This window comes from Streptomyces rectiviolaceus, from assembly GCF_039533825.1.
GTDB classification, from domain to species: domain Bacteria; phylum Actinomycetota; class Actinomycetes; order Streptomycetales; family Streptomycetaceae; genus Streptomyces; species Streptomyces rectiviolaceus.
This window is the reverse complement of sequence record NZ_BAAAUG010000009.1, coordinates 25,714-32,846: the sequence shown is the minus strand read 5'-3', so window position 1 is coordinate 32,846 and position 7,133 is coordinate 25,714. Positions and strand designations below refer to the sequence as shown.

Annotated in this window: 8 protein-coding genes; 6 read left to right on the top strand and 2 right to left on the bottom strand. The window is 71.7% G+C overall.

The window, feature by feature from the left end:
* The coding region (locus tag ABD378_RS00825; protein WP_425583805.1) for a DoxX family protein at window positions 1-369 on the top strand (369 nt) is incomplete at its 5' end.
* Between the two features lie 80 nt (window positions 370-449).
* On the top strand, window positions 450-1,220 hold the full coding sequence (locus ABD378_RS00820) for an SAM-dependent methyltransferase (protein WP_344518275.1): 771 nt from the start codon (window positions 450-452) through the stop codon (window positions 1,218-1,220).
* 1 nt (window position 1,221) lies between these two features.
* Here ABD378_RS00820 and ABD378_RS00815 read toward each other — a convergent pair whose 3' ends face one another.
* A complete protein-coding gene (locus ABD378_RS00815; protein ID WP_344518274.1) occupies window positions 1,222-2,166 on the bottom strand; it encodes an aminoglycoside phosphotransferase family protein in 945 nt (314 codons plus the stop codon).
* A gap of 137 nt (window positions 2,167-2,303) precedes the next feature.
* On the opposite strand from ABD378_RS00815, the gene ABD378_RS00810 reads away from it, so the two are divergent.
* Window positions 2,304-3,095 (top strand): YqeB family protein, encoded by a 792-nt coding sequence (locus tag ABD378_RS00810; protein ID WP_344518273.1) that lies wholly within the window; start codon window positions 2,304-2,306, stop codon window positions 3,093-3,095.
* Between the two features lie 33 nt (window positions 3,096-3,128).
* Here the strand turns inward: ABD378_RS00810 and ABD378_RS00805 are convergent, their stop codons facing one another.
* Window positions 3,129-3,533, bottom strand: a complete 405-nt coding sequence (locus ABD378_RS00805) for a hypothetical protein (protein WP_344518383.1) — start codon at window positions 3,531-3,533, stop codon at window positions 3,129-3,131.
* A gap of 376 nt (window positions 3,534-3,909) precedes the next feature.
* Here ABD378_RS00805 and ABD378_RS00800 point away from each other — a divergent pair, with 376 nt between their 5' ends.
* From ABD378_RS00800 to ABD378_RS00790, 3 genes are read left to right on the top strand one after another with little or no spacing between them, the layout of a single operon-like run.
* Entirely contained in the window at window positions 3,910-4,644 is a 735-nt protein-coding gene (locus ABD378_RS00800) for a FadR/GntR family transcriptional regulator (RefSeq protein WP_344518272.1), read from the top strand.
* Window positions 4,641-6,089, top strand: a complete 1,449-nt coding sequence (locus ABD378_RS00795; protein WP_344518271.1) for an amino acid permease — start codon at window positions 4,641-4,643, stop codon at window positions 6,087-6,089. The genes ABD378_RS00800 and ABD378_RS00795 overlap by 4 nt, the downstream gene beginning before the upstream one ends.
* Complete coding sequence (locus tag ABD378_RS00790; RefSeq protein ID WP_344518270.1) at window positions 6,086-7,117, top strand: asparaginase; 1,032 nt, start codon at window positions 6,086-6,088, stop codon at window positions 7,115-7,117. Before ABD378_RS00795 ends, ABD378_RS00790 begins: the two co-directional genes overlap by 4 nt.
* The last annotated feature ends 16 nt before the right edge of the window (window positions 7,118-7,133 follow it).

The following is a 7,133-nucleotide window of genomic DNA, read 5'->3' as shown; positions in this document are numbered from 1 at the left end:
CTCGCCGAGGCGGGTGGCGGCACGCTGCTCGCGCTCGGCCTCGCGACCCCCGCCGCCGGTTCCGCCGCGGCGGGCGCCATGGCCGGGGCGAGCGCGGTGCACGCCCCCAACGGCTTCTTCAGCCAGGGCGGCGGCTACGAGTACCCGGCGTTCCTCGGCATGGTCTCCGCCGCCCTCGCCGTCACGGGCCCCGGTGCCTACTCCGCGGACAGCGCACTCGGCCACTCCTTCAACCGCAACTGGATGGTGCCGGCGGCCCTGGCGGGCACAGCCGTCGGGGTGCTCGTGTCGGTGGGCTCGCGGGCGAAGAACGTACGCGATCAGCAGGGCCCGGAAGAGCCGGGGGAAGCATCGGCGGACGAGGCCTGACGGCCCTCGGCCCCTCACCCGGTGCATCGCGGCGAAAGTCGCTGTTCCGGGCGCAAGTTGACGAGATAGCGTCGTCGCCCATGACCGACACCACCGCCCCGAACCTGCCGCCCCGCCTCACCGGCCTCACCTTCCACGGTCCGCTCTCCGAGGCGCGGGCCGCACGCCTCGTCGAGCGCGTCGCGCCGGGCACCGGCTCCGTCCTCGATCTCGGCTGCGGCTGGGGCGAGTTGCTACTCCGTGTCCTGGAGGCCGCCCCGGACGCCACCGGCGTGGGCGTCGATGTGTCGGCCGATGACCTGGCCAGGGGCCGTGCCCTGGCCAAGGAGCGCGGCCTTGCCGAGCGGGTCTCCTTCGTCGAGGAGTCGGCGACGGACACCACCCGCGGCCCCGCCGACCTCGTCCTGTGCCTGGGTGCGAGCCACGCGCTCAGCTCCGCCGAACCGCCCGGCCACACGGAAGCGGCCCTGCGCGAGCTGCGCCGCGTGGTCAGTCCCGGTGGCCGCGTCGTACTCGGCGAGGGCTTCTGGCAGCGCACGCCCACCCCGGCCGAACTCGCGGGGATGTGGCCGGGCGCCCACGCCGGCGAACACCTCTTCCTGGGCGACCTCGTGGACGCGGCGATCGCCGCGGACTTCCGCCCCCTGTGGGTGGAGACGGCGAGCGCGGAGGAGTGGGAGGAGTTCGAGTCCGGCTACCGCACGGACGTGGAGGAGTGGCTCGCCGCGCACCCCGGCCATCCGCTGGCCGCCGAGACCCGCGAGAAGGCGGACCGCCAGCGCGACACCTGGCTGCGGGGCTACCGCCAGGTGCTCGGTCTGGCCTATCTGACCTTGATGCCGGTGGGCTGACCTACGCGGTAGAGGCGCGCGACGCACCGAACCACGCCTGGGCCAGCGCGTCGAGCGTCGGCTCCGGCGGGGCGGGCAGCTCCCGCAGGTACCAGGGCAGGTTGCTGTAGACGTGCAGCAGGGTGTGGGCGAGGAGTTCACGCGGCTCGAAGGCCTGGCCGTAGGCCCGCATGAAGCGGCCGAGCAGCCCCGGCTCCGCGCGCGTCACGAAGAGGCCGACGCCCACGAAGTCGTACGCCCTGTCCCCGATCATGGCGGGCTCGAAGTCGAAGAGCCCGGTCAGCCCGAGCCGCCCTGCGACCGGGCCGACCAGCAGATGCTGGCGCATGAACTCGGTGTGCAGGAGGGCGCGCGGCGCGTCGGTACGCAGCGGCACCGCGTCGAGGAAGCCGGGAATCTGCTCCACCCAGCTCTCCGGCAGCCCGCACTCCCGCTGCCGCCGGACGGCCCCGGAACGCTGCTTGTCGAGGAAGGCTCCCCAGTCACCGGGCCCGAGCACATCGGCGAGCGGCGCGTGATCCAGGGCGTGCAGCGCGGCGAGCGCCTCGCCCGCCTCGGTGACGAGGCGCTCACGGTCGGCGCGCGGGATGCGCGGCCAGGCGGGGGCGAGGCCTTCGCCGGGCAGCCGGGACATCAGCACGTAGCGCCAGCCGTTCTCGTACGTCCCGGACGCGTGCACCCGCGGTGTGGGTACGGGCAGCCGCCCCTGAAGATGGCTCAACACCCGCTCCTCGACGAGACCGTCGGCGGCGACGGCACCGGGAAAGAGCTTCAGTACGAGGCCGTCCCCCACCGCGTACACGGGCTGCGTCCCCTCCGTGAACCGGTCGAGCGGCGCCCCGGCCAGGCCGAGCCTGCCGCAGAGGTCCTCGACTCCGGGCCGCATGACGCTCTCGTCGGGGACGACGACGTCCCATTGTTCGTCGGTGTCCACCGTGGGCAGCATGATCGGCACCGTAGGGGGAGGGCGGGGCGGCAGCAACGCATTTTGGGGTCGCACCCGCGGAGACAGCGACCGAAGTCTGCCGCTCATCGACTTTCGGCCGCTCCCCCGCGGGTACCCGCCCGTCTAGCGTCGAGGACATGACCAGCGAAGAGAGCCACGGCCCCGTCCCGCTCCGCAAGGACCGGACGACGGTGCTCGGTTACCCGCGCGGTGACCTGCTGACCGTACTCATCGGCATGCCGCTCGTCGGCCTCCTGCTCGGCCTCGGCCTGCCGCCCCTGGCCAGGTGGCTGAGCGGATCGCCGGTGCTGCCGTGGCGGGACGGCATCACGTTCGTGGGCTCGCTGGACGAGCCGTGGCAGGTGGCGGTCGCGATGGGCGCCGGTCTGGTCGTCGGCCTGGTGGCCGGGCTCCTCATCGCCGTCACGGAGACGGTCGAGACCCTGAAGCTGAAGCTGACCGACCAGGAGCTCGCGGCCGAGCAGCACGAGCGGACACGGACCATCGAGCGCGCCCGCGTCTCGGCGGTGTTCCTGGACGGCAAGGAACTGGTGGTCCTCGACGAGACGTCGCGCCAGTTCGCGCGAGGCGTTCACAAGACGGCGGCACCAGCCCTGGCCAGGGCCTTCCGCTCGCACGGATACCCGTGGCAGGACACCGACCCGCACGCGTCCCTGTTCCAGCGCTGGATACCCGGCGCTCCCGGCCTGCCCGCCGAGGGGCAGGCGGTCCTCGCGGCGCGGAAGGCCGCGCTGAAGAGAGACGCCAAGGAGGACGTCCGGGACCTCGCCGAGACGATGCAGGGTCTGGGCCATGTCGTACGGGACGAGGGCAAGGACCAGTACTGGCGTCCGCTGGCGGGCGAGGCAGGAAAGACGGACGGGGCGGGAGAAGCGGGCGGAAGGGGCGGCGCCGCTCAGGGCTACTGAGCGCCACCGCCCCTCGGAGGCCCTGCCCGCCCGTCAGAAGACGAACGGCCCGGGCGCCTGTGCCGATGTGGCGTTGCAGGTCACGCTGATCCCGAGGACCACGACCTGCAGCGACTTGCCCTCCAGGCTGTCGCCGGTGGCGACGGTCCCGTCGAGCGGACCGGTGGACACCTCGCCGCCGGAGGGTATGGCCGGGTTGGAGCTGCCGGTGAAGGTCGCGGTGTCCGAGCCGTTCTTGGTGAGCGTGAGTGTCGAGTCGACCGAGTTGGCGGCGATGTCGATGGGGGCGGTGATCGCGGACGTGGAGACGCTGATGGTCGCGGCGGTCCCGTCCTGGGTCGCCTTGAGTGTCGCCGTACCCGAGCCGTACGACCCGCAGTCGAACGAGATGGTCGCGGTGTCCGGGGTGACCGCGGTGGCGGCGGGTGCCATCACCATCGCACCCAGGGCGACCAGACCGACGCCCAACGCCGACCCGGCGCCGAGCCTGCCGGTCCCGCCGGTCCTACCGGTCCTGCCGGTCCCGCCGGCGCCGAATCTGCCCTGCCTGCCGATTGCACGCATGCCATGCCTCATGGGGTCCTGCCTTCAAGTGGGGGGAATGCGGGGGGAATTGAGAACGAGAACTGACGACCAGTCAGCATCTCGGACCGCTGCTCATTGAGGCATGGGCCCCTTGAGACGGCAAGGCACGCTCCCATGATTCTTGACATGCTACGGCCAATTCCAGCCGCCCCCGGCCCGCACCCCCCACCGACCTCCCGCTCCCCCCGACCCTTGACAGCCCCTCCCGTCCCCCCGCAGGATCACCCCCGTGAACCTGTCAGACAGCCAGACAGGTGACTCGGTACCGCGGCGCGTCAGCGCCATGGAAGCGGTGCTCGGTCACCTGCGCAGCGCCATCGAGCGCGGCGACTACGCCGTGGGCGACAAGCTCCCCTCCGAGGCGGAGCTCTGCCGTCGCCTTGAGGTCAGCAGGCCCGTGCTGCGGGAAGCCCTCCGGGCCCTGCAGACGATGGGCCTCACCGTCTCCCGGACCGGCAAGGGCACCTTCGTCCTGTCGAACGGGCCGGTCGAGGACCCTACCTTCGGCGACTACGCGGCCAGCGACCTCCTGGAGGTCCGGCGGCACGTAGAGATCCCGATGACGGGCTACGCGGCCACCCGCCGTACGCCCGAGGACCTCGACCACCTCGCCCACCTCCTGGAGCGGATGGAGCGCGAGACCGACACCACCGCATGGGTGGCCATGGACACGCTCTTCCATCTCGCCGTCGCGCAGGCGGCCCAGAACCCGGTCTTCCGCCGCGTGATCGAGGAGATCCGGGACGCGCTGGCCCGCCAGTCCGCGTTCCTCAACGAACTCGGCGACCGCCGCGAGCAGTCCAACCGCGAGCACCGCGCGATCGTCGAGGCGCTCGTCGACGGCAGCTCGCACGACGCGACCGAGGCCATGGCACACCACCTCGACCGCGTCGAGACGACCCTCACCGCGATCGTGCGCCCCGAGCGCACGGACGCCCCACCGGAAGGCGGACACCAGGCGTGAGCGAACAGTCCCTCGAAGACCCGTCGCGCATACGGAAACCGGCCGGTCACGTCGACGCCGGGGACGCGGGGTACAGCAAGTCCCTGAAGTCCCGGCACGTCAACATGATCGCCATCGGCGGCGCCATCGGCACGGGACTCTTCCTCGGCGCAGGCGGCCGCCTCGCCGAGGCCGGTCCCTCGCTGTTCATCGCGTACGCCGTCTGCGGCGCCTTCGCCTTCCTGGTCGTGCGGGCGCTCGGCGAACTCGTCCTGTACCGGCCCTCGTCCGGCGCCTTCGTCTCGTACGCCAGGGAGTTCCTCGGCGAGAAGGGCGCGTACACGGCGGGCTGGATGTACTTCCTGAACTGGGCGACCACCGGGATCGCCGACATCACCGCGGTCGCCACCTACACCCACTACTGGGGCATGTTCTCCGACATCCCGCAGTGGGTGATCGCCCTCATCGCGCTCGCCGTCGTCCTCACGGTGAACCTCATCTCCGTGAAGATCTTCGGGGAGCTCGAGTTCTGGTTCGCGATCGTCAAGGTCAGCGCGCTTGTGATCTTCATGCTGATCGGGATCTTCCTCCTGGTCACCCAGCACCCCGTGGACGGCCACTCCCCCGGCCCGTCCCTGATCTCCGACAACGGCGGCATCTTCCCGAGCGGCCTGCTGCCGATGCTCCTGATCATCCAGGGCGTCGTCTTCGCCTACGCGTCCGTCGAGCTGGTCGGCGTCGCGGCGGGCGAGACCGAGAACCCTGAGAAGATCATGCCGAAGGCCATCAACTCCATCATGTGGCGCGTCGGTCTCTTCTACGTCGGCTCCGTGCTGCTGCTCTCGATGCTGCTGCCGTGGAACAAGTACACCTCCGGCGAGAGCCCCTTCGTCACCGTGCTCTCCAACATCGGCATCCCGGCGGCCGGCGGCGTGATGAACCTCGTGGTGCTCACCGCTGCCATGTCGTCGCTCAACTCCGGCCTCTACTCCACCGGCCGCATCCTGCGCTCCATGGCGATGTCCGGCTCCGCGCCCCGGTTCACCGGCGTCATGAGCCGCAGCCAGGTCCCGTACGGCGGCATCCTGCTGACCAGCGGCATCTGTGTGCTCGGCGTCGGCCTCAACTTCGTGGTCCCCGCCGATGCGTTCGAGATCGTCCTGAACTTCGCGGCCCTTGGCATCCTCGCCACCTGGGGCATGATCATGCTCTGCCATCTGCAGTTCTGGCGGAAGACGGAGGACGGCGACATCGAGCGCCCCGACTACCGCCTGCCGGGCTCGCCCTGGACCCAGCTCGTCACCCTCTTCTTCCTCGTGTCCGTGCTGGTCCTGATGTACGCCGACGGGGGCGCCGGACGCACGACCGTGCTGTGTCTGCCGCTGATCGCGGCGGCGCTGGTGGCGGGCTGGTACTGCGTACGCGGCCGGGTGTCGGCCGTACGGAAGTCCGGAGCGGACGCGTGAGCAGCATCAACGCAGCGCCTGCGTACGGGAGTCGGCTCGCCGATGCGCCCTCCGTGCGGGAGCCTCTGCACGCGCCCGTCGCCCGTCTCGTACGCGGCGGTGTCATAGAAGGCATCCACTACGGGTCGGTAGTCGTGCTGGCCGCCGATGGGAGCGTGGAGCTGCAGATCGGTGACATCGAGGCGGCCTTCTATCCGCGCTCGGCGCTCAAGCCGGTCCAGGCCGTGGCGCTGCTGCGCGGCGGTCTCCCGCTCGACGGCGAACTGCTCGCGCTGACCGCGGCCAGCCACTCCGGCGAGGAACGGCACATCGCCGGGACCCGGCGGATCCTGGAGCTTGCCGGGCTCGGCGAGGACGACCTGCGCAATGTCGCGGACCTGCCGTTCGACCCCGTCGTACGGGAGGACTGGATCCGCGCCGGACGGCTGCCGTCACGGCTCGCGCAGAACTGCTCGGGCAAGCACGCGGCGATGCTGTACGCGGCACGGTTGAACGGCTGGTCGCTCGACGACTGCCTCGATCCCGCACACCCGCTTCAGCTGGCGATCGCCAGGACGGTCGAGGACCTCACCGGGCAGGCCGTCGCCCGCGTCACGGTCGACGGCTGCGGCGCACCCCTGTTCTCCATCTCCCTGCACGGCCTGGCACGCGCCGCGGCCCGGATCACCACGGCGCCGCCCGGCACCCCCGAGGCGCGGGTGGCCGACGCGATGCGCGAGCACGCCGAGATGGCGTCGGGCTCCGGCCGCGACGTCGCCGCCCTGATGCGGGCCGTGCCGGGGCTGCTCGCCAAGGACGGCTTCGAAGGGGTGCAGGTCGCGGCGTTGCCGGACGGCCGGGCCATCGCCGTGAAGATCGCCGACGGAGCGGACCGGGCACGCCTGCCGGTGACCGCGGCGGCGCTCGCGCGCTGCGGCGTCGATCCGGCCGCACTCGCGGGGTTCGGCGAGGCGCCGCTGCTCGGGGGCGGGGCGGTGGTCGGGAGCATCCGCCCGGCGCGGGCGCTTGAGCCGATCACGTACGCCTGACGCACCCGCCGCCCCT

What these genes read in the sequence shown, in the direction of transcription:
- ABD378_RS00805 (WP_344518383.1), bottom strand. Translation starts at nt 3,533, where the DNA reads ATGGTGATGGCACCCGCCGCCACCGCGGTCACCCCGGACACCGCGACC.
- ABD378_RS00810 (WP_344518273.1), top strand. Translation starts at nt 2,304, where the DNA reads ATGACCAGCGAAGAGAGCCACGGCCCCGTCCCGCTCCGCAAGGACCGG.
- ABD378_RS00815 (WP_344518274.1), bottom strand. Translation starts at nt 2,166, where the DNA reads ATGCTGCCCACGGTGGACACCGACGAACAATGGGACGTCGTCGTCCCC.
- ABD378_RS00820 (WP_344518275.1), top strand. Translation starts at nt 450, where the DNA reads ATGACCGACACCACCGCCCCGAACCTGCCGCCCCGCCTCACCGGCCTC.